General features: G+C 66.3%; 20 protein-coding genes. 11 read left to right on the top strand and 9 right to left on the bottom strand.

Features of this window, described 5'->3' with window-relative positions; all coding sequences use genetic code 11:
* The first annotated feature begins 166 nt into the window (after positions 1 to 166).
* The 8 genes from P0Y43_RS26010 to P0Y43_RS26045 all read left to right on the top strand — a co-directional run bounded on the left by P0Y43_RS26010 (position 167) and on the right by P0Y43_RS26045 (position 8,457).
* Complete coding sequence (locus P0Y43_RS26010; protein ID WP_275640113.1) at positions 167 to 1,408, top strand: SfnB family sulfur acquisition oxidoreductase; 1,242 nt, start codon at positions 167 to 169, stop codon at positions 1,406 to 1,408.
* 130 nt (positions 1,409 to 1,538) lie between these two features.
* Positions 1,539 to 2,720: an SfnB family sulfur acquisition oxidoreductase gene (locus tag P0Y43_RS26015; protein WP_275640114.1), complete on the top strand. Its 1,182-nt coding sequence runs from the start codon at positions 1,539 to 1,541 to the stop codon at positions 2,718 to 2,720.
* Positions 2,720 to 4,111, top strand: coding sequence for an LLM class flavin-dependent oxidoreductase (locus P0Y43_RS26020; RefSeq protein ID WP_275640115.1), 1,392 nt, complete (start codon positions 2,720 to 2,722; stop codon positions 4,109 to 4,111). The genes P0Y43_RS26015 and P0Y43_RS26020 overlap by 1 nt, the downstream gene beginning before the upstream one ends.
* The gene (locus tag P0Y43_RS26025; protein ID WP_275640116.1) at positions 4,104 to 4,904 is read left to right on the top strand and encodes a MetQ/NlpA family ABC transporter substrate-binding protein; all 801 of its coding nucleotides are present in this window, start codon (positions 4,104 to 4,106) and stop codon (positions 4,902 to 4,904) included. Before P0Y43_RS26020 ends, P0Y43_RS26025 begins: the two co-directional genes overlap by 8 nt.
* Position 4,905: 1 nt before the next feature.
* Positions 4,906 to 6,015, top strand: coding sequence for a methionine ABC transporter ATP-binding protein (locus P0Y43_RS26030; protein WP_275640117.1), 1,110 nt, complete (start codon positions 4,906 to 4,908; stop codon positions 6,013 to 6,015).
* Complete coding sequence (locus tag P0Y43_RS26035; protein ID WP_275640118.1) at positions 6,005 to 6,649, top strand: methionine ABC transporter permease; 645 nt, start codon at positions 6,005 to 6,007, stop codon at positions 6,647 to 6,649. Before P0Y43_RS26030 ends, P0Y43_RS26035 begins: the two co-directional genes overlap by 11 nt.
* 387 nt (positions 6,650 to 7,036) lie before the next feature.
* Positions 7,037 to 7,207 carry a helix-turn-helix domain-containing protein gene (locus P0Y43_RS26040; RefSeq protein ID WP_275640119.1) on the top strand — a complete coding sequence of 57 codons (171 nt, stop codon included), beginning with the start codon at positions 7,037 to 7,039 and terminating at the stop codon, positions 7,205 to 7,207.
* Entirely contained in the window at positions 7,204 to 8,457 is a 1,254-nt protein-coding gene (locus tag P0Y43_RS26045) for a HipA domain-containing protein (protein ID WP_275640120.1), read from the top strand. Before P0Y43_RS26040 ends, P0Y43_RS26045 begins: the two co-directional genes overlap by 4 nt.
* A 5-nt stretch (positions 8,458 to 8,462) precedes the next feature.
* On the opposite strand, the gene dibA is transcribed toward P0Y43_RS26045, so the two are convergent.
* Complete coding sequence (gene dibA / locus P0Y43_RS26050; RefSeq protein ID WP_275640121.1) at positions 8,463 to 10,358, bottom strand: phosphodiesterase DibA; 1,896 nt, start codon at positions 10,356 to 10,358, stop codon at positions 8,463 to 8,465.
* A gap of 148 nt (positions 10,359 to 10,506) precedes the next feature.
* Here dibA and desA point away from each other — a divergent pair, with 148 nt between their 5' ends.
* Both desA and P0Y43_RS26060 read left to right on the top strand, forming a co-directional pair.
* A complete protein-coding gene (gene desA, locus P0Y43_RS26055; RefSeq protein ID WP_275640122.1) occupies positions 10,507 to 11,691 on the top strand; it encodes a delta-9 fatty acid desaturase DesA in 1,185 nt (394 codons plus the stop codon).
* Between the two features lie 133 nt (positions 11,692 to 11,824).
* The gene (locus tag P0Y43_RS26060) at positions 11,825 to 12,820 is read left to right on the top strand and encodes a GGDEF domain-containing protein (protein ID WP_275640123.1); all 996 of its coding nucleotides are present in this window, start codon (positions 11,825 to 11,827) and stop codon (positions 12,818 to 12,820) included.
* 60 nt (positions 12,821 to 12,880) lie between these two features.
* Here the strand turns inward: P0Y43_RS26060 and P0Y43_RS26065 are convergent, their stop codons facing one another.
* From P0Y43_RS26065 to P0Y43_RS26095, 7 genes are all read right to left on the bottom strand, one after another.
* Positions 12,881 to 13,135: a DUF3077 domain-containing protein gene (locus P0Y43_RS26065; protein WP_275640124.1), complete on the bottom strand. Its 255-nt coding sequence runs from the start codon at positions 13,133 to 13,135 to the stop codon at positions 12,881 to 12,883.
* Between the two features lie 26 nt (positions 13,136 to 13,161).
* A complete protein-coding gene (locus P0Y43_RS26070; RefSeq protein ID WP_275640125.1) occupies positions 13,162 to 13,410 on the bottom strand; it encodes a hypothetical protein in 249 nt (82 codons plus the stop codon).
* A 423-nt stretch (positions 13,411 to 13,833) separates the two neighbouring features.
* On the bottom strand, positions 13,834 to 15,159 hold the full coding sequence (locus P0Y43_RS26075; RefSeq protein ID WP_275640126.1) for a response regulator: 1,326 nt from the start codon (positions 15,157 to 15,159) through the stop codon (positions 13,834 to 13,836).
* A 141-nt stretch (positions 15,160 to 15,300) separates the two neighbouring features.
* Positions 15,301 to 16,578: a 4-aminobutyrate--2-oxoglutarate transaminase gene (gene gabT, locus P0Y43_RS26080; RefSeq protein ID WP_275640127.1), complete on the bottom strand. Its 1,278-nt coding sequence runs from the start codon at positions 16,576 to 16,578 to the stop codon at positions 15,301 to 15,303.
* 180 nt (positions 16,579 to 16,758) lie between these two features.
* A complete protein-coding gene (gene gabD / locus P0Y43_RS26085; RefSeq protein ID WP_275640128.1) occupies positions 16,759 to 18,201 on the bottom strand; it encodes an NADP-dependent succinate-semialdehyde dehydrogenase in 1,443 nt (480 codons plus the stop codon).
* A gap of 345 nt (positions 18,202 to 18,546) precedes the next feature.
* Positions 18,547 to 20,223, bottom strand: coding sequence for an aryl-sulfate sulfotransferase (locus P0Y43_RS26090; RefSeq protein WP_275640129.1), 1,677 nt, complete (start codon positions 20,221 to 20,223; stop codon positions 18,547 to 18,549).
* Positions 20,224 to 20,240: 17 nt separating this feature from the next.
* A complete protein-coding gene (locus P0Y43_RS26095; protein ID WP_275640130.1) occupies positions 20,241 to 22,577 on the bottom strand; it encodes a TonB-dependent receptor in 2,337 nt (778 codons plus the stop codon).
* Between the two features lie 192 nt (positions 22,578 to 22,769).
* Here P0Y43_RS26095 and P0Y43_RS26100 point away from each other — a divergent pair, with 192 nt between their 5' ends.
* A complete protein-coding gene (locus tag P0Y43_RS26100; protein ID WP_275640131.1) occupies positions 22,770 to 23,684 on the top strand; it encodes a LysR family transcriptional regulator in 915 nt (304 codons plus the stop codon).
* Between the two features lie 85 nt (positions 23,685 to 23,769).
* Here P0Y43_RS26100 and P0Y43_RS26105 read toward each other — a convergent pair whose 3' ends face one another.
* A complete protein-coding gene (locus tag P0Y43_RS26105; protein ID WP_275640132.1) occupies positions 23,770 to 24,675 on the bottom strand; it encodes a TauD/TfdA dioxygenase family protein in 906 nt (301 codons plus the stop codon).
* Between the last annotated feature and the right edge of the window lie 18 nt (positions 24,676 to 24,693).

The following is a 24,693-nucleotide window of genomic DNA, read 5'->3' on the forward strand; positions in this document are numbered from 1 at the left end:
ACGGTTTATAAGCGCATAGGGTATATAGACCGGACCACCGGACCAGCACACATCTGCCGCGATCAGCTGAAGCGGCATTTCATTTTGTGAGGTAAGGAATGGTCAGGATCACAATCACCCCAGTGCATAACGCCAGGGCATTGAGTGCAGCCAAGGAGCGGTACTGATGTCCAGCCAGCCAAATACCCTTTTCCACAGCGACCTCGACAGCTCGCCCCTGCTGCTGCCGGCCAAGGTGTTGCGCAACGACGCCGAGGCCCTGCAAGCGGCCCGTGAACTGGCCGATGTCGCCCGCCAGCAGGCCGCGCGCCGCGACCAGCAGCGCAAGCTGCCGTGGGCCGAGATCGAACAGTTCACCCGCAGTGGCCTGGGCAGCATCAGCGTGCCGAAAGCCTTCGGCGGCCCCGACGTCTCCTTCGAAACCATCGCCGAAGTGTTCCGCGTCATCAGCGCGGCGGACCCGGCGCTGGGGCAGATCCCGCAGAACCAGTTCGGCATGCTGCAACTGCTGCGCCTGACCGCCACCGAGGCGCAGCAGGCGCTGATCTTCCGCTCGGTGCTGGACGGCTGGCGCATCGGCAATGCCGGCCCCGAGCGCAGCACCAAGGACACCCTCACGCTCAAGGCGCGCATCACCCGCAACGCCGACGGCTACCGCATCAGCGGCGAGAAGTTCTACTCCACCGGCGCCCTGTTCGCCCACTGGGTGGCGGTCAAGGCGCTGGATGACGAAGGCCGCCAGCGCCTGGCGTTCGTGCGCCGTGGCAGCCCGGGCCTGCGCATCGTCGACGATTGGTCCGGCTTCGGCCAGCGCACCACCGCCAGCGGCACCGTGCTGCTCGACGACGTGCCGGTGGACGCCGAGCTGGTGATCGACAACTGGCGCCAGCGCGACCTGCCGAACATCCAGGGCTCATCGTCGCAGTTGATCCAGGCGGCCATCGACGCCGGGATCGCCGAGGCGGCGATCGAGGATGCCATCGCCTTCGTGCGCGAGAAATCGCGCCCGTGGGTCGACGCCAACGTCGAACGGGCCAGCGACGACCCCTACGTGATCGCCGACATCGGCCGCCTGAAGCTTGAGCTGCATGCCGCCGAGGCCTTGCTGCGCAAAGCCGCGCGGGTGCTCGACGAGGTCAATGCCGCGCCCATCGACGCCGCCTGCGCGGCACGCGCGTCGATCGCCGTGGCCGAGGCCAAGGTGCTGACCACCGAGATCTCGCTGCAGGCCAGCGAGAAGCTCCTGGAACTCGCCGGCAGCCGCGCCACCCTCGCCGAGTTCAACCTCGACCGCCACTGGCGCAATGCCCGGGTGCACACCCTGCACGACCCGGTGCGCTGGAAGTACCACGCGGTGGGCGCCTACCACCTGAACGGCACGCTGCCTGCGCGGCATTCCTGGATCTGATTTGCGGCCTTGGGGCTGCTGCGCAGCCCAATCGCGGGGCAAGCCCGCGCCTACGGACACAGCGCTGTTCTGTAGGCGCGGACCTGCCCCGCGATTGGGCCGCACAGCGGCCCCCGGCCCGGAGAACACCATGACCACTTCACTCATCACCAGCGACACCCAGGCCCTGGCCGTCGCCGAAGAAATCGCCCAGCAACTGCGCCGCGACAGCGCCCTGCGCGACCGCGAGCGCCGCCTGCCGCACGCCGAACTCGAGCTGTTCAGCCAGTCCGGCCTGTGGGCCATCAGCGTGCCCAAGCCCTTTGGCGGCGCTGGCGTGTCCAACGTCACCCTGGCCCAGGTCGTCGCCCGCATCGCCCAGGCCGACGCCTCTCTCGGCCAGATCCCGCAGAACCACTTCTATGCCCTGGAAGTGCTGCGGGTGAATGGCAGCCCCGAGCAGCAACAGCGCCTGTACGGCGAAGTGCTGACTGGCCGGCGCTTTGGCAACGCCCTCGCCGAACTGGGCACCAAGACCGCCCACGACCGCACCACCCGCCTGACCCGCGACGGCGACGGTTACCGCGTCAACGGCCGCAAGTTCTACTGCACCGGCGCGCTCTACGCCCAGCGCATCCCCACCTCGGTGATCGACGAGCAAGGCGTCCAGCAACTGGCCTTCATCCCCGCCGACAGCGCCGGGGTCAAGGTGATCGACGACTGGAGCGGCTTCGGCCAGCGCACCACCGGCAGCGGCTCGGTACAGTTCGACGATGTCTTCGTCAGCGCTGCCGACGTGCTGCCGTTCCAGAGCGCCTTCGAGCGCCCGACCCCGGTCGGCCCGCTGGCACAGATCCTCCACGCCGCCATCGACACCGGCATCGCCCGCGCCGCCTACGAAGACGCCCTGCACTTCGTGCGAACGCGCAGCCGCCCCTGGGTCGATTCCGCTGTCGACAAGGCCAGCGACGACCCGCTGACCCTCAAGAGCTTCGGCCACCTGGCCATCCGCCTGCACGCCGCCGAAGCCCTGCTCGAACGCGCTGGCGAGTTCCTCGACCGCGCCCAGGCAGACAGCAGCGCCGCCAACGTCGCCGCCGCCTCCATCGCGGTGGCCGAGGCGCGGGCGATCAGCACGGAAATCTCCCTGGCCGCCGGCACCACGCTGTTCGAGCTGGGCGGCAGCCAGGCCACCCTGGCCGAGCACAACCTCGACCGCCACTGGCGCAACGCCCGGGTGCACACCCTGCACGACCCGGTGCGCTGGAAGTACCACGCCATCGGCAACTACTACCTCAACGGCGAGAACCCGCCGCGCCGGGGGACGATCTGATGAGCAAGCAGATCCTGCTCAACGCCTTCAACATGAACTGCGTCGGGCACATCAACCACGGCCTGTGGACCCACCCGCGCGACACCTCGACCCAGTACAAGACCCTGGCCTACTGGACCGACCTCGCCCGCCTGCTCGAACGCGGGCTGTTCGACGGCCTGTTCATCGCCGACATCGTTGGCACCTACGACGTCTACGGCCAGTCGCTGGACGTGACCCTCAAGGAGTCGATCCAGCTGCCGGTCAACGACCCGCTGCTGCTGGTCTCGGCCATGGCTGCGGTGACCCGGCACCTGGGCTTCGGCCTGACCGCCAACCTCACCTACGAGGCGCCCTACCTGTTCGCCCGGCGCCTCTCCACGCTCGACCACCTGAGCAACGGCCGGGTCGGCTGGAACATCGTCACCGGCTACCTCGACAGCGCCGCCCGCGCCATGGGCCTTGAGCAGCAGCCCGAGCACGACCGGCGCTACGACCAGGCCGACGAATACCTGCACGTGCTGTACCAGTTGCTCGAAGGCAGTTGGGACGACGACGCGGTGGTCGCCGACCGGGCGCAGCGCGTCTACGCGCGGCCCGAGAAGGTGCGCAAGGTCAAGCACCACGGCGAGTTCTACAAGGTCGAGGGCTACCACTTGTGCGAACCCTCGCCGCAGCGCACGCCGGTGCTGTTCCAGGCGGGCAGCTCGGCGCGCGGGCTGGCCTTCGCCGGCAACCATGCCGAGTGCGTGTTCATCAGCGGCCAGAACCAGGCCGCCACGCGCGCCCAGGTCGACAAGGTGCGCGCCGCCGCGCAAGCCGCCGGCCGCGATCCGCAGGCGGTGAAGGTGTTCATGGGCATCACGGTGATCGTCGCACCGAGCGAAGCCGAGGCCCGCCTCAAGCACGCCGAATACCTGCGCCACGCCAGCCCCGAAGCGGGCGTGGCGCACTTCGCCGCGTCCACCGGCATCGACTTCGCCGCCTTCGAATTGGACGAGCCAATCGCCTTCACCCAGGGCAACGCCATCCAGTCGGCGACCCGCCAGTTGCAGGAAAACGCCTGGACCCGCCGCCGCCTGCTGGAGCAGCACGCCCTGGGCGGGCGCTACGTGACCCTGGTCGGCGACCCCGAGCAGGTCGCCGAGCAGTTGATCGGCTGGATCGACGAAACCGGCCTGGACGGCTTCAACCTGACCCGCACCGTCACCCCGGAAAGCTTCGAAGACTTCATCGACCTGGTGGTCCCCGCGCTGCAACGCCGTGGCCGCTACAAGACCGCCTACGCCGACGGCAGCCTGCGCGAGAAGCTGTTCGCGAACAGCGCGCACTTGCCCGCCGACCACCCCGGCAGCCACTACCGCACCCCCTCTGAAAAACCTGCCCCGACTGGAGCCCTGCACCATGCTTGAAAAACTCTTCCGGCCCGTCGTGGCCGCCGCCCTGTCCCTCGGCATCGCCGCTGCCGCGCACGCCGCAGAACCCTTGAAGATCGGCACCACCGCCGCCTTCGCCATCCCGCTGGAAGCGGCGGTGGAAGAAGCCCACAAGCAAGGCCTGGAGGTGAAGCTGATCGAGTTCACCGACTGGATCGCGCCCAACGTGAGCCTGGCCAGTGGCGACATCGACGTGAACTACTTCCAGCACATCCCGTTCCTGGAAAACGCCAAGGCCGCCGCCGGCTTCGACCTGGTGCCCTTCAAGCCGGGCATCATCAACAACGTCGGCCTGTACTCGAAGAAGTACAAAAGCTTCGCCGAGCTGCCCGAAGGCGCCAGCGTGGCCATCGCCAACGACCCGATCAACAGCGGCCGCGGCCTGCAACTGCTGGCCAAGGCCGGGTTGATCAGCCTCAAACCGGGGGTCGGCTACAAGGCCACCGAGGACGACATCGTCGCCAACCCGAAAAAGCTCAAGATCCTCCAGGTCGAAGCCGTGCAACTGGTGCGCGCCTATGACGACGCCGACCTGGTGCAGGGCTACCCGGCCTACATCCGACTGGCCAACACCTTCGACGCCACCTCAGCGCTGCTGTTCGACGGCCTGGAGAACAAGGAGTACGTGATCCAGTTCGTCATCCGCCCGCAAAGCAAGGACGACCCGCGCCTGGCCAAGTTCGTCGACATCTACCAGCACTCGCCCGCCGTGCGCGCCGCATTGAACAAGGCCCATGGCAACCTCTACCAGGCCGGTTGGGAGGGCTGAGGTGAGCAGCGTCAGCGCCCTCAAGGCGCCCTTGGAGCAACCCACGCCGCCCGCAGCCCGCGAGCAGGCCCTGCGCCCGGAGGTCAATGAAGCCCACGTGCGCTTCATCGGCCTGGGCAAGACCTACCCGGGCCAGGCCCAGCCAGCCCTGAGCGGCATCGACCTGAACATCCGCCGCGGCGAGATCTTCGGCATCATCGGCCGCAGCGGCGCCGGCAAGTCGTCGCTGCTGCGCACCATCAACCGCCTGGAACAGCCCAGCGAGGGCCGGGTGCTGATCGACCAGGTCGATATCGCGCCGTTCGACGAAGAGCGCCTGGTGCGCCTGCGTCGGCGCATCGGCATGATCTTCCAGCACTTCAACCTGATGTCGGCCAAGACCGTGTGGCAGAACGTCGAGCTGCCGCTGAAGGTGGCCGGCGTGGCCAAGGCCGAGCGCCAGCGCAAGGTGCGCGAACTGCTCGCGCTGGTGGGGTTGGAGCACAAGCACCATGTCTACCCGGCGCAGCTCTCCGGCGGGCAGAAGCAGCGCGTGGGCATCGCCCGGGCGCTGGTGCACGACCCGCAGATCCTGCTGTGCGACGAAGCCACCTCGGCACTCGACCCGGAAACCACCGCCTCGATCCTCGAGCTGCTGCGCGACATCAACCAGCGCCTGGGCCTGACCATCGTGTTGATCACCCACGAGATGGCGGTGATCCGCGACATCTGCCACCGCGTGGTGGTGCTCGAACGCGGCGAAGTGGTCGAGCAGGGCGAGGTCTGGCAGGTATTCGGCGCGCCGCGCCACGAGGTCACCCGCACCCTGCTCGCACCCTTGCAGGCCAAGCTGCCCGCCGCCTTGCAGGCCAGCCTGCGGGCCAACCCGGTCAGCCGCGACGCAGCCACCGTATTGCGCCTGACACTGCTGGGCGAGCCGGAACTGTCGGCGCTGTTCACCGACCTCGGCGGACATGTGCGCCTGCTGCAAGGCGGCGTGCAAACCATTGGCGAGCATGCCCTGGGGCAGTTGGTGCTGGCCGTGCGCGGCTCGCCCCTGGCGGGCCATCAATTACTCGAACGCGCCCGGCGCTGGGCCGATGACGTGGAGGTACTGGGCTATGTGGATTGATCGCTTGCTGCAAGGTCTGCTCGACACCCTGCTGATGGTTGGCGTGTCGTCGCTGATCGCACTGCTGGTGGGGATCCCGATGGCGGTGCTGCTGGTCACCAGCGACAAGGGCGGGATCTACGAGGCGCCTGTGCTGAACCGGGTGCTGGGGGCGTTCGTCAACCTGTTCCGTTCGATTCCGTTCCTGATCCTGATGGTCGCGCTGATCCCCTTCACCCGCCTGCTGGTGGGCACCACCTACGGCGTGTGGGCCGCCGTGGTGCCGCTGACCATCGCCGCCACGCCGTTCTTTGCGCGCATCGCCGAGGTGAGCCTGCGCGAGGTCGACCACGGCCTGATCGAAGCCGCCCAGGCCATGGGCTGCCGACGCTGGCACATCATCTGGCATGTGCTGCTGCCGGAGGCGCTGCCGGGGATCGTCGGCGGGTTCACCATCACCCTGGTGACCATGATCAACTCCTCGGCCATGGCCGGGGCGATTGGCGCGGGCGGGCTGGGGGATATCGCCTATCGCTATGGGTACCAGCGGTTCGATAGCCAGATCATGTTGACGGTGATCGTCATGCTGGTGGCCTTGGTGGCGCTGATCCAGTTGGGGGGGGATCGCCTGGCCAAGGGCCTGAACAAGCGCTGAAGCCATCGCGGGGCAAGCCTCTGTTCCCGAGCACGGCGCGGTACGTGTGGGAGCGGCCTTGTGCCGCGATCACGGGCGTAGCCCGTGCCAGACACCGCAGAACGTCAAATAGGCCCAAGCCCGCCCCTGCACCCTCTGACACAGGGGAACTAAAATATTATTTCGAATTTGAGCGGGCAACGTTTCTATCCACTATTATCGAAAGCATAGTTTCGATTACCTGCACACCTGGGCTCTCTCCGCCCTAAAACTAAAAAAAAGCTTAGTTTCACTTGAATCCCTACTATTCGCCTGCATAATCGAAGCTATCTTTTCGTTTATCTCAGGCTCCCCATGAACGCTCTGCAGATCCATACCCCAAGTGATTTGGGAGATGCCGTACGCACCGTGCGTAAGCGTCAGAGCATCACCCAGTCCGACCTGGCATTGATCGTCGGCAAAAGCCATGTGCTGCTCAGGGACATCGAGAAAGGCAAAGGCAGTGTCTCGATCGGCAGCGTGCTGCAGGTGCTGCAAGAGCTTGGCATCCGGCTCTACGTGGACATCCCCGATCCATGAGAACACTCAACGTCTTCATCAACGACCACGCCATCGCCATGCTGCGCGACGACGCGGGCGTCTGGAGCCTGGAGTACACGCCAGAGTGGATCGCCAATGCCGCAGGCTATGACCTGTCACCCGCCCTCGCCCGCGCCAGGGGCACCATCGTCGACGCCTCTTCGCAGCGTCCGGTGCAGTGGTTCTTCGACAATCTGCTGCCCGAAGAGCAGGCCCGAACCTTATTGGCGAACGACGCAAGGATCGACTTCGCCGATGCCTTTGGCCTGCTGGGCTACTACGGCGCCGAATCGGCCGGGGCGGTCACCTTGCTCAGCGACTCACACACGGCGCAACCCAGCGGCCTGAGGCCGCTCTCGGATGCGCAACTGAGCGAACGCATCCGCAACCTCCCTCGCGTATCGCTGACCACCGCTGCGCCGAAGCGCATGTCTTTGGCAGGTGCCCAGCACAAGCTGCCGATCGTCATGACCGATGGTGCGCTGTTCGAGCCCATCGGCAGTACTCCCTCCACTCATATCCTCAAGCCCGACCACCCGCAACGGGATCTTTATGATGCCACCGCGGCCAATGAATGGTTCGTGATGAGCGTTGCCCGCGCCGTGGGCCTGGACGTTCCCGAGGTCACCCTGCGCCGTGTGCCCGAAGCCACCTACCTGATCGAGCGTTTTGATCGGGTGCGGGCCGGTGATCAGCTCGAGCGCGTGCATGTGCTCGATGCCTGCCAGATCCTCACGCTGGACAAGAGCTTCAAGTATCAGCAAGCGACCCCACACACGCTGCAAGCCATTCTTGACCAGGTACGGAACGTGGCTCAGACGCGGATGCAGCTATTCAGGTGGCTGGTTTTCAACATCTTGGTCGGGAACAACGATGCCCACTTGAAGAACCTTTCGTTCTTCGTGCGCCCGGACGCGTATTACCTGGCACCGCATTACGATCTGCTGTGCACGGCGGTCTATGGCGACGCGGCCGCGCCCTGGCTGGACGCGGAACTGGTGTGGAAACCCGACGGCGTTCGCACCCATGGCGACATCACGCGCGCCAGTGTCCTGAGCCTCGGGGAGCAAATTGGCATACGCACGCCCCTGGGCAACCGGATCCTCGACACGCTGGTGCCAGGAGTGGAGAACACCGCCAGAGACCTGCTGGAGCGGCAGGCGCACCTCTTCAGTGCCGGTGAGGGCAGGCTCGTGCGGCGGATCGTCCATGGCGTGATCCGCGACATGACGCATAGGCTGCGGCGCTGACCGGCTCAGCCTTCGTGCAACGCCGACGCTGGCACCGGCCGCCCGAACCAGTACCCCTGCCCCAGTTCGCACTGCTGCTCCAGCAGGAACCGCGCCTGCTCCGCCTGTTCGATGCCCTCGGCATGCACCTGCATCCCCATGCTGCGCGCCAGGGCGATGATCACCCGCACGATGGCGATGTCATCCTCGTCATGCGGCAACCCTGCCACGAAGCCCTGGTCGATCTTCAGCTTCTGCACCGGCAACCGCTTGAGCCGCAGCAACGATGAATAACCCGTGCCGAAGTCATCGATGGCCAGGCGCAGCCCCAGCTCGCGCAGGCGGTGCAGTTGCTCCAGCGCCACCTCCGGGTCGTCCATCACCGCGCTTTCGGTGACCTCCAGCTCCAGCAGGGTTGGGTCCAGCCCGGTTTCGTGCAGCACCTCGGCCACCTGTGGATAAAGGTCACGCTGGCCGAACAGCCGGCTCGACAGGTTCACCGCGACGAATTCCAGCCCGCGCCCCTCGGCCTGCCATCGCACCATCTGCCGGCATGCCTGGCGCAGCACCCAGGCGTCGATATCGGCGATCAGCCCGGTGCGCTCGGCGATCGGGATGAACTCCCCCGGCGGCACCAGGCCCCGCTGCGGGTGCTGCCAGCGCACCAGCGCCTCGACCCCGACCCGGCGCGCGGTGAACAGGTCGTGCACCGGCTGGTAGAACACCCGCAGCTCATCCTGTTCCAACGCCCGGCGCAGTTCGCCGGCGGTCTCGACCCGGTGCTGGGCGTGGGCGGTCAATTCTTCGGTGTACAACGCATAGCAGGCGCGGCCATTGCCCTTGGCCTTGAACAGCGCCGCATCGGCGTTGCGCAGCAGTTGCTCGGCGCCCAACGCATCGTTGGGGAACAGGCTGATACCGACGCTGGCACTGATGAACAGGCGTTGCTCGTCGAAGCAGAACGGCTCGCGCAGGCGTTCGATGATGGTCTGCGCCAGCGACGCCGCCTGGCCAACCTGCTGGCAACTCTCCAACAGCACACCGAACTCGTCGCCGCCCAGGCGCGCCAGGGTCACGCCGCTGCCCAGCATCTCGCGCAAGCGCTCACCCACGAGCTTGAGCAACTGGTCGCCGAGGGTGTGGCCAAGACCGTCGTTGATGCTCTGGAAATGGTCCAGGTCGAGCAGCAGCAAAGCGCAGCCGCGCTTGTTGGCCTGGGCCGAGGCCAGCGCCTGCTCGGCGCGGTCGTTGAACAGCAGGCGGTTGGGCAGGCCGGTCAGCGGGTCGTGGTGAGCCAGGTAGGCCAGCTCCTGCTCGGAATGCTTGATCGCGCTGATGTCACTGAACACCGCCACGTAGTGGCTGAGCTCATCACCGTCGTCGCGAATGGCGCAGATCGTCTGCCATTGCGGGTAGATCTCGCCGCTTTTGCGACGGTTCCAGATTTCCCCGCTCCACTCGCCCTTGTCCGCCAGGGCGGCGTAGATCTGCCGGTAGAACGGCGCGCCGTGGCGCCCGGACTTGAATTTGTTCGGGCGCTGGCCGAGCACTTCGTCCTGCTGGTAGCCGGTGATGCGCATGAAGGCGCGGTTGACGTGCACGATCAGGCCATTGCGGTCGGTCACCAGCACGCCTTCGAGGGTGCTGTCGAACACCGCCGCCGCCATGCGCAGGCGCTCGCGGTCAGCGTCGCGCAGGCGCGCGCCGATGCCGATGAAGTTCAGCAAGCGGGCGCGCGAGAAGAAGATCAGCGCCGTGCTCAGCAGCACCCACACCACTACATTGATTTGCCGACCCACGGCCATGGCCAGGGGGTCATCGGTCATGCCTCGCAATACGACCTCGGACAGCGCCAGCCAGAGGATCGAGAGCACCAGGTAAAGCGCGGCCATGCGCAAGGCGTCGCGGGCGGAAACAGACATGTCGGGTGGATAAGCCCTTGGAAAAGACGGGGCATTATAGAGGCTGAAACATCCCGTGACTTCCTATCAAAAAGGCCGACTGGTTTTATTTCCCGGTCAAGGGATAATCAGCCCCTGTTTCCCTGTATTCCCGAGGGTCTTTGCCTCTATGTGGTACTACGGTCTGCTCGACCTGTCGGCCTGGCAACTGGTCGGCGTCACCTTGCTGATGACCCACATCACCATCGTCAGCGTCACCTTGTACCTGCACCGCTACTCGGCGCACCGCGCCCTGGAGCTGAACGCGGGGCTCAAGCATTTCTTCCGCTTCTGGCTGTGGCTGACCACGGCGCAGAACACCCGCGAATGGACCGCCGTGCACCGCAAGCACCACGCCAAGTGCGAAACCCCCGACGACCCGCACAGCCCAGTGCACAAGGGTCTGGGCACGGTGCTGCGCAAGGGCGCCGAGCTGTACCGCGAAGAGGCGCGCAACGAAGAGACCCTGCGCATCTACGGCAAGAACTGCCCGGACGACTGGGTCGAGCGCAACGTCTACTCGCGCTTCAAGTTCGCCGGCATCGCCCTGATGGCGGTGCTCGACCTGCTGCTGTTCGGCACCCTCGGCGTCACCATCTGGGCGGTGCAGATGATGTGGATCCCCTTCTGGGCCGCCGGCGTGGTCAACGGCCTGGGCCACGCGGTGGGCTACCGCAACTTCGAATGCCGCGACGCCGCCACCAACCTGGTGCCCTGGGGCATCGTCATCGGCGGCGAGGAGCTGCACAACAACCACCACACCTACCCCAACTCGGCCAAGCTCTCGGTCAAGCGCTGGGAGTTCGACATGGGCTGGATGTGGATCCGCCTGCTGTGCCTGCTGCGCCTGGCCAAGGTGCAGCGCGTAGCGCCCATCGCCCACCGGGTGGAGGGCAAGGCGCACCTGGACATGGACACCGCCATGGCCATCCTCAACAACCGCTTCCAGATCATGGCCCAGTACCGCAAGCTGGTGATCGCGCCGCTGGTGCAGCAGGAGCTGGCCCGGGTCGACGCCTCGGTGCGCCACCGCTTCCGCCGCGCCAAGCGCCTTTTGTCCCGCGAGACCAGCCTGCTGCAGGACCGCCACCACGTGCGCATCGAGTCGATGCTGGCGCACAGCCAGGCGCTGAAGACCATCTACGAGAAGCGCCTGGCCCTTCAGCAAATCTGGGCACGCACCAGCGCCAACGGCCATGACATGCTCGCCGCCATGAAAGACTGGGTACATGAGGCCGAGGCCAGCGGCATCCAGTCGCTGCGTGACTTCGCCGCCCAGCTCAAGACCTACTCACTGCGCCCCACCACCGCCTGAGCACCGTTGATCGGCCCGCCCCGCAACGGGGTGGGCGTACCGGAACAATTTCCCTGATTGCCACTCGAACGTGCATATCGCCCGCGCGGCGGGTCGCTTCGTGCCCGCGCGCTTATTCGCAGAGATTCGCTCCGTGCACAGGGTCAAGACCATCGCCACGCCAACCGCCGGCCACCCGCCGCCGCCCGAAGCCGCCCAGACCTTGCTGGCCCTGCTGCATGCCCAGGGCGAGGTGGCGCGCCTGAGCGAGCGCGAGCAGCTGTACAGCTCGCTGCTGGACAGCGTCAACGCGGTGCTCTGGGCGTTCGACTGGGAAACCCGCCAGGTGCTGTACGTCAGCCCCGCCTACGAGCGCATCTTCGGCCGCCCCGCCAGCCTGGTGCTGGCCGACTACAACGAATGGCGCGACGCGATCTACCCCGACGACCTCGACTACGCCGAGCGCAGCCTGGCCCAGGTGCTGCTCAAGGGCGCCGTGGAAGACCGCGAGTACCGCATCATCAATGCCATGGGCGAGGTGCGCTGGCTCAGCGACAAGTGTTTCATCAACCAGCAGCGCGAGGGCGAGCGGGTGATCATCGTCGGCATCGCCGAGGACATCACCGAGAAGAAGCAGCTCGAAGGCGAGCTGCAGCGTTTGGCCACCACCGACGTGCTGACCCAGAGCAGCAACCGCCGGCACTTCTTCGAATGCGCCGAGCAGGCCTTCGACCGCGCCCGCCAGGACGGCACGCCGCTGACCTTCCTGCTGCTGGACATCGACGACTTCAAGCGGGTCAACGACAGCTACGGCCACCAGGAAGGCGACCAGGTGCTGCAGCGCATCGCCGACAGTGGCAAGGCGGTGCTGCGGCGGGGCGATGTGTTCGGGCGGATCGGGGGCGAGGAGTTCGCTGCGGTGTTCCCCGGCTGCACGGCGCAGGTGGCCGAGCAGGTGGCCGAACGCTTGCAGCGGGAGATCCAGCGCTTGAGCTTCAGCCATGGGCAACAGACCTATGGCGTGACGGTCAGCCAGGGGTTGACCGGCTTGCTGGACGAGGACGAGGCGCTGGACAGCCTGTATGCACGCGCCGACGCGGCGATGTACCGGGCCAAGCGCCAGGGCAAGAACCAGATCGTGCGTGGGTGAATTCACCGGCCTCTTCGCGGGTAAACCCGCGAAGAGGCCGGCACATTCAGAACAAGAGGCTCAGACCTCCCCCCGCTGCATCCCCACCTCCAGATCATTGATCAACGCCTTGGCCATGGCGCTGAGCACCCGCGCCGAGCTGCCGGCCAGGATATCGCCGCCCATCTCCGCCTCGCAGGTATGGTGGCGAATGCACCCCAGCAGCATCGACAGCTCGTCGAACGCCTGCATGAACGGAATGCCCGGCTGTATGCGGTAAAGCTCCAGGAAGGTCTCGACGCCCGCCGTGGCCCAGGTGTTCGGGTCGTTGTTCATCGCATCACTCCTTGATGGCGTTCGGCTCAGATGCGCGTCAGCGCGTGCTCGACCAGGGCGCGGCTCATGGCGGCCGAATGCGCGGCGGTGGTGAGCATGGCCACGCGGGGCTCGCCGGCGTTCTCGCGGCAGTATTCATCGATGATCTGCGTGACACCGCGCAGCAACTCGCTGGCGTGGGCCAGGGCGTCAGGGGGGATCATGTCGACGGGGGTGGTGAAGAGGGGGTTGGTGACGAGGGTCAGGCGGGGTGGGTCGGGGACGTGCTTTTTCATGGTCAGACTCCTGGAACGTTCGAGGAGCTACCACATTCATCCTTCTCACAGATAAGGGTGGCAGCCGTGCACGAGGTGAGAAGACCGTGGTTCCAGGAACACGGCCAGACCGAAGTCTGCTCGCACACGGCTGCCATGACTGGAAGCCATTCCCGAAAACACCAGGGCTTCTCACACCCTGTCGCCCAACTGAGCGACCCGGCGAAGTTATCCCTGAGGCATTTCCCCGGCAATTCAGACACGTCCGCAAAGCGCGTAGGATACTTCCCAAACAATCCTGGCCGTAGCGTTGGGGTTCAGGTTCAGATTTGTCTTACGCCAGAAGATTGCCGCGAGGCCTTCGGCCCCGCGATCGGGCGCGAAGCGCCCGCCATCCACCACCGCCCACGAAACCGCCTCGAAGGCGGTTTTCTCATTTTGGCCCTAATCCCGCGGCGCCTGCTCATTGCCTTCATCCAGAAGGCCCGGCTCCTCGCTCGCCACCTCCGGCTCATCCTGCACAGGCTCCTGCACCGCGGGCTGCTCCACCACCGCCGGTACCTCCTCTTCCTTGCGCAACCGCCGCAGCTCCGGCAGCCCCAGCTTCAACAACCGCGCCGTCTTGCTGCTGGCGACCTTCTCCAGGCCCTGGCTCGCCGGCAGCCGCGACAATTGCCCGGCCAGGTTCATCGCCAGGATCTCCCGCGAATACACCCCGCCCCCCAGCTGGTACACCGCCGCGATCAACTCGCGCAGCGACAGCGGCAGGCGCCAGCGGGTGCGCAGGGCCGAGCCGAACGGGGCGCCGAATTCGTTGAGCGAAAGCTGCACCTGGTCCTCGTCCAGCTCGCCACCGGCCAGGCGCCACTCCTGCAGGCAGCGCAGCACCGCCAGGTCGCCCAGGCAGTGCAGCAGCCCGGCGCAGTAGCAGCGCTCTTCATCCAGGTCGAGCATGCGCGCCAGGGTGCGGGCGTACTCGGCGGTGTGCAGCGAGAGGTTCCAGAAGTGCGTGGCATGCCCGGCCAGCAGCGGGTCGCTGAGGCGCGCGCTGCGCTTGAGGGTGAGGCCCAGGATCAGGTTCATGCTCTGGGTGCTGCCCAGCTTGTTCAGCGCCTGCAGCAAGGTCTGCACCGGGGCGTCGCGGTGCAGCGCGGCGCTGTTGGCGGCGGCGATCAGCACGCCGGTGATCTGCGGGTCGTTGCGCACCTCTTGCTCCAGCACCCGCAGGTCCAGGCCCTGGGGGTTGAGGGCGCGCTTGATCGCCACTTGCACGTCGGCGAACAACGGGCCGCCGTCGGCGTTGGCGCGGCGCTGTTCGAGGAAGGGCGGCAGCTGGGCACCGGGCTGCAGCGGCGGCACCGGGCAGGCGATCTCTTCGCCAGCGGCCAGCAGCAGCACCTCCAGGCGCTTGCGCAGCTTCTCCAGGTTCAGCGGCTTGCTCAGGTATTCAGTGGGCTGGAACGGCAGCGCTTCCTTCACGCTGGCGCTGTCGCTGCGCTCGCTCATGAGGATGAACGGCAGGCTCGGCGCGTCGCGCTTGGCGCGCACCTTGCGCAGCAGGTCGAGACCGTCGACGCCCGCCAGTTCGCGCGCGGCGATGATCAGGTCGGGCTTGCTGGCCAATGCGCTGAGGGCCTGGGAGCCGTCGGCGCAGACCTTGACCTGGGCGTCGCAGCGCACGCTCAGCAGCATTTCGCTGAGCATGTCGCGCACCCAGGGGTCGCCTTCGGCGATCAGTACGAGAGGGGGGGTGGGGTCGGCAACGCTCATGGGTAACTCCTGGTAATCCTTGACGTGCAGCTTGGGTAGCCTTCCAAGGCAAGTCCTTTCACAACGATAGCGCCCCCTGCCTGCCTTGGGCATAAAAAAAACCCGCCTGGGCGGGTTTTTTCTGGAGCGCGTCACACTTTATCAGGCCAGTTCAGCGAAGCACTCTTCGATGATGGCCAGGCCTTTGTCCAGCAGCGCGTCTTCGGCGGTCAGCGGCACCAGGATGCGCAGGACGTTGCCGTAGGTGCCGCACGACAGCAGGATCAGGCCCTTGTCGCGTGCCTTGGCCACCACCTGCGCAACGGCAGCGGCGTTCGGGGTGTGGGTGCCTTTTTCGAAGACTTCCACGGCGACCATCGACCCCAGGCCACGCACGTCACCGATGATCGGGTGCTTTTTCTGGATGTCACGCAGGCCGGCAGTCAGGCGCTCGCCAACGGCCTTGCTGCGGTCCAGCAGTTGCTCTTCCTCGAACACCTGGATGACCGCCAGGGCCGCGGCGCAGGCGATCGGCGAACCGGCGTAGGTGCCGCCCAGGCCGCCCGGGGCGATGGCGTCCATGTACTCGGCCTTGCCGCACACACCGGCCAGCGGGAAGCCGCCAGCGATGGACTTGGCGAAGGTGGTCAGGTCAGGCGCGACGCCCATCTGCTCCATGGCGAAGAAGGTGCCGGTACGGCCAGCGCCGGTCTGCACTTCGTCGGCGATCAGCAGGATGCCGTGCTGGTCGCACAGGGCGCGCAGGCGCTGCATCAGCTCTTTCGGCGCCGGCAGGAAGCCGCCTTCGCCTTGCACCGGCTCCAGGATGATCGCGGCGATGTCGCGCGGCTCGGCGTCGTTCTTGAAGATGCGCTCGACCGAGGCGATGGCGTCGTCGACGCTCACACCGTGCAGCTCGCTCGGGAACAGCGCACGGAACACGCCGCCCGGCATCAGGCCCATGCCCGCGGAGTACGGCACGACCTTGCCGGTCAGGCCCAGGGTCATCATGGTGCGGCCGTGGTAACCGCCGGTGAAGGCGATCACGCCAGCGCGGCCGGTGGCGGCACGGGCGATCTTCACGGCGTTCTCAACGGCTTCGGAGCCGGTGGACACCAGCAGGGTCTTCTTGGCGAAGTCGCCCGGGACCAGGGTGTTGATCTTTTCGCACAGCTCGACGTAGGGCTCGTAGGCCAGCACCTGGAAGCAGGTGTGGCTGACCTTGGTCAGCTGCTCTTGCACGGCCGCGACCACTTTCGGGTGCAGGTGGCCGGTGTTCAGTACGGCGATGCCGCCGGCGAAGTCGATCAGTTCGCGGCCTTCAACGTCGATCACCGTCGAGTTCTTCGCCGACTCGACGAAGATCGGGTGGATCTGGCCGACGCCACGTGGGACGGCGGCGACACGGCGTTGCATCAAGGATTCGTTGGTCTTGCTCATAATGCCCTCATTCGCGCCGGCTCTGGCGGCGCTGTTATTCGGGGGTGGCTGGTGCATCCGCGAACAGTATTCGTTGATCGACTGCCGTGAACGCCCGGGCCACCAGGTACCGCGTGTCAAAAAAACCAGCGAAGCGTCGCTCTCGCGCCCCGCTGGCAGAGGCAAAAACTCAGCCGGCGATCAAACGCTGATGCACAGGTATTTGATTTCGAGGTAGTCCTCGATGCCGTACTTGGAACCTTCGCGGCCCAGGCCCGAGGCCTTGATGCCGCCGAACGGCGCGACTTCGTTGGAAATCAGGCCGGTGTTGATGCCGACCATGCCGTACTCCAGGGCCTCGGCGACACGGAACACGCGGCTCATGTCACGGGCGTAGAAGTACGAGGCCAGGCCGAACTCGGTGTCGTTGGACATCGCGATCACTTCGGCCTCGTCCTTGAAGCGGAACAGCGGCGCCAGCGGGCCGAAGGTCTCTTCCTTGGCGACGGCGGCGGTTTTCGGCACGTCGACCAGGATGGTCGGCTCGAAGAAGTTGCCTTCGATCAGCTTGCCACCGGACAGCACCTTGGCGCCCTTGGCGACGGCGTCCTCGATGTGCTCCTGGACCTTGGCCACGGCCTTGCCGTCGATCAGAGGGCCAGTGGTGGTGCCTTCTTCCAGGCCGTTGCCGATCTTCAGCTTGGCCACTGCGGCCTTGAGCTTCTCGGCGAACGCGTCGTAGACGCCGTCCTGCACGTAGATGCGGTTGGCGCAGACGCAGGTCTGCCCGTTGTTGCGGTACTTGGAAACGATCGCGCCTTCGACGGCTTTATCCAGGTCGGCGTCGTCGAACACGATGAACGGCGCGTTGCCGCCCAGCTCCAGGGATACTTTCTTGATGTCCTTGGCGCATTCTTCCATCAGCTGGCGGCCGATTTCGGTGGAGCCGGTGAAGGACAGCTTGCGCACCAGCGAGTTGCCGGTCAGCTCGCCGCCGACTTCGCCAGCGCTGCCGGTGACCACGCTCAGCACACCGGCCGGGATGCCGGCACGGTTGGCCAGCTCGACCAGGGCCAGGGCGGAGTACGGGGTTTGCGACGCGGGCTTGAGCACCATGGTGCAACCGGCGGCCAGGGCCGGGCCGGCTTTACGGGTGATCATCGCGGCCGGGAAGTTCCACGGGGTGATGGCGGCGGTGACGCCGATCGGCTGCTTGATGACGATCAGGCGCTTGTCCGGCTGGTGGCCGGGGATGGTGTCGCCGTAGACGCGCTTGGCTTCCTCGGCGAACCACTCGATGAACGAGGCGGCGTAGGCGATTTCACCCTTGGCTTCGGCCAGTGGCTTGCCTTGCTCGGTGGTCATCAGGCGGGCCAGGTCGTCCTGGTGCTCGATCATCAGCTCGAACCAGCGGCGCAGCTTGTTCGAACGCTCCTTGGCGGTCAGCGCGCGCCAGGCCGGCAGGGCCTTGTCGGCGGCTTCGATGGCGCGGCGGGTTTCGGCGGCGCCCATTTTCGGCACGCTGCCGATGACTTCACCGGTGGCCGGGTTGGTCACCTTGATGGTCTGGCCATTGTCCGCGTCCAGCCACTCACCGTTGATGAAGGCTTGCTGGCGGAACAACTGAGCGTCTTTGAGCTGCATGTCGGCTTCCCTTGAGCACCGTGCGGGCACGGGGCGAATTATTGATTGTGGAAAAGGCGCCCCCAGGGGGAACGGCCGTCAGGAATTCAGGCACCCATTTGCGCCGGGTGTTCAATATTAGGCGTCGAGCGTTTGAAATCTCAAACGAATGCTAAGCGGGTGCTGGGGTGTTGGACAATAGGCTGTTCGAAAAAAAGAACGAACGGTTGAACACCCTGCCGGGGGGCATCTGTGAAATGAAGGCCGCAATCGCGGTGCAAGCCCGCGATAGGGCCCCGAAAGGTTAGACGAATGGTGCGGGAGAAACATGACAGGAGGACCGACGGCCCTCCCGGAGGGACGAACTCAGAACGCTTTATCCAATTCAATCACCAACGCCCGATACCCCACACTCCCCGGCTGGCGGCTGTGCACCTTCAATTCCACCAGCACCTCCTGGGTGCCCCGGCGCACTTCGTTGAGCACCGTGGTGGTGAGCTTCTCCGGCGTCAGGAAGCCCACCGACGCGGAATAGATGAACTGGGTATCGGTCTCGGGCCGGTAGGCGACGACCGAGGTGATCGGGCTGTACCACTCGTCGCCCCGTGCCTTGCCATATTCCCAGACCTGCTCGACGGTGCCCTTGGCCTCGTCGATCTTGTACTCCACGGCACGGCTGTAGTTGCCGCTCAGCTGGGTCGGGGCGAAGTCACGCCCCCAGCCGTTGTCGAACACCGTCAGCGTGCCGCGCCCGGTCAGCCAGGCGGTGTGCTGGGTCCACGCCCAGTCGAAGGCGTCATCGCCCACGGGCTTGAGCACCTTGGCCTTGAGCCGCTCCGGCCAGCCCTGGGGCGAGGCCAGAATCCACTTCACCTGCTTGTCGCGGCCGATCTTCACGACGCCCTGGTGCCGGGCTGAAACGATGATGCTGTCGTCAGCGGCGTCGTAGTCGATGGCATTGACGTGCGCCCAGTTGCGCCCGGTGCCCACCCCCGGGGTGTCGCCGAACGGCAGGTCGCCCTCGGCCAGTTCGTTGGCCAGCAGGCTGTCTTGCTTCTCCACCCCCTCGGGCAGCTGGATCGCCGCCCTGCCCAGGGTTTCCAGCAACTCGCCGCGGTACGGGTCGAGGATCCGGTTCAAATCCCAGAAGTCCAGCACGTCGCCGGCCTCGTTGACCTCGATGATGTGGTCGCGGATCGAGCGCACGCGCTTGCCGTCGGGGCGCCGGTAGTCGCTGGTACCGACCCGCAGCAGGTAGGTGCCGTGGGCGGTCTCGCGGATCTCGTGGGAGAAGTCGGCGAACTTGTCGGGCAGGTTGCGCTGCCAGATGCGCCGGCCAAGCAGGTCGAACTTCGAGTAGGTCTGGCCCTGGCCCCAGATCAACTTGCCGTCGCGGGTCTGCTGAAAGCCCATGGTGCCGCCCAGGCCGTCGCGGCGGTTGGAGTCGTGGACCTGCTCGATGTCCAGGTACCAGCGCACGTCGCCGTTGCTGTCGGCGATCCAGTTGTTGCCCACCTGGTCCCACTCGGCGGCGCCACCCAGGCCGTTCCACTTGAAGGCGCGGCCACCGGGGATCTCGCCCAGCAGGTGGTTGAACAGGTACAGGCGCTTCTCGAAGCCCGGCGCCACGGTGATCGGCTCGACCTCGGGCAAGGCGGCGGTCTGCCTGGCCACCACCGGCAGGCGCACAGCCGGGGCGTAGATCTGGAACTGCTCGCGCAGGCGTTCGCCGTCGAGCTTGTAGGTCACTTCCACCTGGTTGACGTGGTCCGGGTACAGCCCGAACACCGGGATGCCGCCGTAGGTCCACAACGAGCGGTCGCTGACGTCGTAGGCGATATCGACGCCGCGCTCGCCACGGCCCAGCACGCGCACGTGCACGGCGCTGAGCACCTGGCCGCCGTCGCGGATGATCGCGGTCAACGGCGCCAGGCGGTAGGGGTTGACCACCACGTCGCCGAGCAACGGTTGCTCGCGGTCGGGCACCTTGGCGGTGAGGCAGGCGCCTTCGGGCAGGTCGTGGGGTTGGGTCTTGGCATTCATGGCACTGCTCCTTGCGGTCAGAAGTCGTAACGGGCGGTGGCGCCCACGGTGCGCGGGGTGCCGAGCACGCCGGCATAGCCGCCGTTGGCGGAGTTCCACAGGCTGGTGAAGTAGGTCTTGTCGCCGGCGTTCTTTACCCACAGCGACAGGTCGAGCACGCCGTCGCCCTGGTCCAGGCGCACGCCGGTGGAGAGGTTGACGATGGCGTAGCTGGGGATCTGCCCGTAGTCGGAGTCGTCGATGGTGCCCACCGCGCGCGAACGGAAGGCGTAGCTGGCGGTGACGTAGGGCTCGATACGCTCGGTCAGTTGCCACTTGTACTGGGCGTTGAGGTTGGCGATGTACTTGGAGGCGCCGACCACCTGGTGGCCGGACAGGTCGCAGGTGGCGGCGGCGTTGGCCAGGCTGACTTCCGGGGGGCACGGGGCGTCGTCGTACTCGGTGTAGCGCACGTCGTTCCACGAACCGTTGAAGTTGACCGTCAGCCCGCGCAGCGGCACCGCCGTGGCCTCGAACTCCAGGCCGCGCGAGCGCACGCTGCCGGCGTTGGCCAGGTACTGCACGCGGTTGACCTGGTCGTAGACGTTGGCCTGGTAGCCGTGCACCTCGGTCCAGAACAGGTTGGTGTTCAGTTGCAGGCGGTTGTCGAACAGGGTGCTCTTGATGCCCAGCTCGGCATTGTTGGCGCGCTCGGTGCCGACCAGCAGCGAGTCGGTGCCCAGCCGCGGCGCGGCGCCGACGGTGAGGTTGACGCCACCGGACTTCTCGCCGTGGGACAGGCTGGCGTAGCCCAGCAGCGTATCGCTGAAGCGGTAGCTCAGGCTCAGCAACCCGGAGGGGGCGAAGCTGTACTGGTTGAGGTCGCCGGAATCGTAGGCGCCGACCCGCCCTTGCCGCGCGGTGGCGGCGCCACCCGTCACCGCCGTGCCGCCGACGGGCGCGTCACGGGTCACCCAGGCGCTTTTCTCTTCATAGGTGCCACGCACGCCTGCCGTGAAGTCCAGGCGCTCGGTGAGGTGCCAGGTGCCTTGGGCGAACAGCGCGTAGCTGTCGGTGTCGATGTGGCCGTTGCCGAGCGTGGTGACGTTGGCCAGGGCGCCGGCCGGGGTGAGGTTCCAGATGTCCGCCTGCGGGCCGTAGTAGGTGAAGGATTTGTTGTCCAGGTCCTGCTTGAAGTAGTAGGCGCCGAGCACGTAGTCGAACACGCCGCCCGTGGGCGACGCCAGGCGGATCTCCTGCGAGTACTGCTTGTCGCGCACCGACACCCCGGCGTTGTAGGCCGCCGCCACGTTGAGGCCGTCGTCGTTGCGCGGGGTGAAGTCCCACCAGCGGTAGGCGCTGATCGAGGTCAGGGTGAAGTCGTTGGGCAGGGTCCAGTTGGCCTCCACCGAGGTACCACCCTGGAACACCGTGACCCGCTGGTCGGCGTCGAAGTTGACCTTGCGGTCCTTGCCCGACACCAGCGTGGCGCCGGCCTGGGCGGCGAGGCTTTCGTAGCGGTTCACGCCATTGAGGGTCGGGCCGGTGCTGTACAGGCTGAGAATGCCGTTGTCGGAGTTCTCCTCGTTGTATTCGCCGATCCAGCGCAGGTTGAAGGTTTCGCTGGGCTTGAACAGCAACTGGGTGCGGAAGCCCTGGCGCTTGCCGCCATTGAGGTCGTGGCCGTTGTAGACGTTCTTCACGTAGCCGTCGTCCTCGGTGCGGTAGGCGCTGATGCGCCCGGCGAGGGTGTCGCTGAGCGGGCCGGAGAAGCTGCCCTGGGTCTGCCAGTAGCCGTCCTCGCCCAGCGACGACTGCACGCTGCCTTCGCGCTGGAAGGTTGGCTTGCGGGTGGTGATGTTCAGCACCCCGGCGGTGGTGTTCTTGCCGAACAGCGTGCCCTGTGGGCCGCGCAGCACTTCCAGTTGCTCGACGTCGAGCAGGTCGAACACCGCCATGCCGGGGCGGCCGAGGTAGACGTTGTCCAGGTACACCCCGACGCTGCCTTCCAGGCCATCGCTGGCCGGGTTGTTGCCAAGGCCACGGATCGAGATGCTCGACTGGCGCGCATGCACATAGGACACGTTGGTGCTCGGCACCAGCTGTTGCAGGTCCTGCACCCGGTAGATGCGCTGGGTTTCCAGGGTTTCGCTGCCCAGCACGCTGATCGGCGCGGGCACGCTCTGGGCGGTTTCTTCACGGCGCCGGGCGTTGACCGTGACGGTGCCGAGCTGGGCGCCCTGCTCCACCGTCGGCGCGGCGCTGACGGCGGTTTCGGCGAAGCTGTTGCCGGTGCTGGCCAACAGCACGGCAGCGGCCAGGGGTTGCAAGGCGAACAGCGACACGCGCGCTGGCCAGCGGAAAACTCGGGACATGCGGATGCTCCTTGAGGCATGGGCCCTGGCGAGCATTTCCGTTGGCGGAACCGAATCGCGGTCAGAGGGGCTTATATTTTTTTAAGAGATATAAATATTTGTAATTCATATTTTGTGGAATAAGTAACTCCCTTTATAAGGATCGAAACCCCATTCAGCAATTGCATTTCACCGAAAGTTTCCATGTAGAAAATGCATATCGACCTCAGACAACTCCGCCACTTCATCGCCCTCGTCGAGCACCGCAGCTTCGTGGCGGCGGCGCAGGCGGTGAACCTCTCGCAATCGGCGTTCAGCCGCAGCATCCAGACGTTGGAGCACAACGTCGGCTGCCGCCTGGTGGACCGCGCCAGCAAGGAGCTGGCGCCGACCCGCCAGGGCCTGCTGGTGCTGGAGCATTCGCGGCGGCTGGTGCATGGCGCGCACAACCTGGCCAATGAGATCAACCAGTTCAACGGCGCCACCACCGGCGTGGTGCGCTTCGGCTCGGGCCCGGCGCCGGCGGGTGGCCTGGTGCCCAGGGCGGTGGCGCGCTTCATCACCGAGTACCCGGGGGCGCGCACGTGTTTCCAGGTGGATAACTGGCAAGCGCTGAACCGCAAGCTGATGGCCGAGGAGATCGAGTTCTTCGTCGCCGACACCCGCCAGTTCGAGGCCGACCCGGACTACCGCGTGCACAAGCTCACCCCGCAGCGCTGGTACTTCTGCTGCCGCGCCGGGCACCCGCTGACCACCCGCGCCGAGGTGCGCGCCCGCGACTTGTTCGACTACCCGCTGGCCACCACGCTGCGCCCGCCGAACATCCGCAAGGTGCTCAGCGACCTCAGCGGCCGGCAGGATTTCTTGCCCAGCGTGGAATGCGAGCATGGCTATGCGCTGCTCAACGTGGTGTTGCAGTCGGACACCATCGGCATCGCCTGCCGAGGCAATTTGCGGCCGTACCAGAACGAGGGCGGGCTGGTGGCGTTGGAGTTGGCGGACCTGGAGCCGGGGCAGGAGGAGGCGTTCTATACCCGGTACGGGATCGTCAGCCGGGTGGGGTATGGGTTGTCGCCGCTGGCGCAGGGGCTGGTGCGCCAGTTGATGGCGTGTGATGGCGAGATCTAACGGTGCCCGCGCCGGCCCAATCGCGGGCAAGCCCGCTCCGGGCTCAGCGCAACCGCTGGAGCGGGCTTGCCTCGCGATAGGGATCTCAACCCTTGCGCGTGGTCCGGCTCAACTGCCCATCCACGCCCACCGGCACCTCCCCAGCCAGCGTCACCCGGCGCACGATGCGCGGCTGGGTGCCGTAGTCGTCCACCGCGTAGTGCTGTGTCGCGCGGTTGTCCCAGATCGCCACGTCACCGGCCCGCCAGCGCCAGCGCACGGTGTTCTCCAGGCGCGTCACATGCCCCTGCAGCACGGCGAACAGGTGCTGCGAATCGGCCAGCGAATAGCCCTTGATGCGCTTCACGAAATGCCCCAGCTGCAACACCCGCTCGCCGCTGACCGGGTGCACCCGCACCACTGGGTGTTCGGTCTCGTATACCGTCGAGGTGAACACCTTGCGGTAGCGTTCGAGCTTGTCCGCATCGACGTCGGGCTTGGCGCTGGCGTAGTCGTACTCGTTGCTGTGCACGGCCCAGAGCTTGTCGGCCAACTCGCGCAACGGCGCGGGCAGTTCCTGGTAGGCCGTGGCGGTGTTGGCCCACACGGTGTCGCCACCGGAGGCCGGCGCCACCACGCTGCGCAGGATCGAGGCCTTGGGGTAGGCGTCGACGAAAGTCACGTCGGTGTGCCAGGAGTTGGCCCGCTGGCCTTCGGCGCCATCGAGCTGCAGCAGGTAGTGGGTGCCGTCGACCACCGGCACCGTGGGGTGGGCGATCGGCTCGCCGAGGCGCTTGGCGAAGCCTTCCTGGCCCAGGTCATCGAGGTGCGCCTGGTCGCGGAAGAAGACCACCTTGTGCCGCACCAGCGCGGCCTGGATCGCTTCGACGGTTTCGGCATCGAGCTCGGCGGACAGCTTCACCCCACGGATCTCGGCGCCGATGCGCCCGGCGACGGGGTGGATGTCGAGTTCGACGGTGTGTGGCGCGGTGGCCAATGCAGCGTTGCTCATCGGTGTGGTCCTCACGAG

The sequence above is a fragment of the Pseudomonas entomophila genome (genome assembly GCF_029193575.1).
GTDB classification, from domain to species: domain Bacteria; phylum Pseudomonadota; class Gammaproteobacteria; order Pseudomonadales; family Pseudomonadaceae; genus Aquipseudomonas; species Aquipseudomonas entomophila_G.

Excerpts from the sequence above, each read along its gene's own strand:
- P0Y43_RS26010 (WP_275640113.1), top strand. The coding sequence starts at position 167 with ATGTCCAGCCAGCCAAATACCCTTTTCCACAGCGACCTCGACAGCTCG.
- P0Y43_RS26015 (WP_275640114.1), top strand. The coding sequence starts at position 1,539 with ATGACCACTTCACTCATCACCAGCGACACCCAGGCCCTGGCCGTCGCC.
- P0Y43_RS26020 (WP_275640115.1), top strand. The coding sequence starts at position 2,720 with ATGAGCAAGCAGATCCTGCTCAACGCCTTCAACATGAACTGCGTCGGG.
- P0Y43_RS26025 (WP_275640116.1), top strand. The coding sequence starts at position 4,104 with ATGCTTGAAAAACTCTTCCGGCCCGTCGTGGCCGCCGCCCTGTCCCTC.
- P0Y43_RS26035 (WP_275640118.1), top strand. The coding sequence starts at position 6,005 with ATGTGGATTGATCGCTTGCTGCAAGGTCTGCTCGACACCCTGCTGATG.
- P0Y43_RS26045 (WP_275640120.1), top strand. The coding sequence starts at position 7,204 with ATGAGAACACTCAACGTCTTCATCAACGACCACGCCATCGCCATGCTG.
- dibA (WP_275640121.1), bottom strand. The coding sequence starts at position 10,358 with ATGTCTGTTTCCGCCCGCGACGCCTTGCGCATGGCCGCGCTTTACCTG.
- desA (WP_275640122.1), top strand. The coding sequence starts at position 10,507 with ATGTGGTACTACGGTCTGCTCGACCTGTCGGCCTGGCAACTGGTCGGC.
- P0Y43_RS26065 (WP_275640124.1), bottom strand. The coding sequence starts at position 13,135 with ATGAACAACGACCCGAACACCTGGGCCACGGCGGGCGTCGAGACCTTC.
- P0Y43_RS26070 (WP_275640125.1), bottom strand. The coding sequence starts at position 13,410 with ATGAAAAAGCACGTCCCCGACCCACCCCGCCTGACCCTCGTCACCAAC.
- P0Y43_RS26075 (WP_275640126.1), bottom strand. The coding sequence starts at position 15,159 with ATGAGCGTTGCCGACCCCACCCCCCCTCTCGTACTGATCGCCGAAGGC.
- gabT (WP_275640127.1), bottom strand. The coding sequence starts at position 16,578 with ATGAGCAAGACCAACGAATCCTTGATGCAACGCCGTGTCGCCGCCGTC.
- gabD (WP_275640128.1), bottom strand. The coding sequence starts at position 18,201 with ATGCAGCTCAAAGACGCTCAGTTGTTCCGCCAGCAAGCCTTCATCAAC.
- P0Y43_RS26090 (WP_275640129.1), bottom strand. The coding sequence starts at position 20,223 with ATGAATGCCAAGACCCAACCCCACGACCTGCCCGAAGGCGCCTGCCTC.
- P0Y43_RS26095 (WP_275640130.1), bottom strand. The coding sequence starts at position 22,577 with ATGTCCCGAGTTTTCCGCTGGCCAGCGCGCGTGTCGCTGTTCGCCTTG.
- P0Y43_RS26100 (WP_275640131.1), top strand. The coding sequence starts at position 22,770 with ATGCATATCGACCTCAGACAACTCCGCCACTTCATCGCCCTCGTCGAG.
- P0Y43_RS26105 (WP_275640132.1), bottom strand. The coding sequence starts at position 24,675 with ATGAGCAACGCTGCATTGGCCACCGCGCCACACACCGTCGAACTCGAC.